Genomic DNA, 282 nt, shown 5'->3' on the forward strand with positions numbered 1-282 from the left:
GAACAATTTAAAAATGAAATCAAATATGGCAAGGTTACTTTTAATGGCGTGAATGTAAGTGCAAGAACAGTAGAGGGTGGCAAGACAACTCAGAAATATGACCAAACTTTCTCAGACTATTCAAAAGATGATAATATAGCAAGTAACGTTAATTTTTCTATAAAAGGGAACTTAACTTATGAGCAAGTCAAAGATGCTTATGGAAAAGATTTAAGTAAGATTAAAACACCAGATAAACAACCTAAAGGTACAGGTGTATACGCATATCAATCTCAAAATAAT

At 31.2% G+C, this 282-nt stretch carries 1 pseudogene; it reads left to right on the forward strand.

The annotated features are described in order from the left end of the window. Positions 1-282: pseudogene (locus EN845_RS35790) on the forward strand (hypothetical protein); the annotation flags it as partial.

Origin of the sequence: Mesorhizobium sp. M8A.F.Ca.ET.202.01.1.1 (genome assembly GCF_004791595.1) — a bacterium.
In the GTDB taxonomy this organism is placed as follows: domain Bacteria; phylum Pseudomonadota; class Alphaproteobacteria; order Rhizobiales; family Rhizobiaceae; genus Mesorhizobium.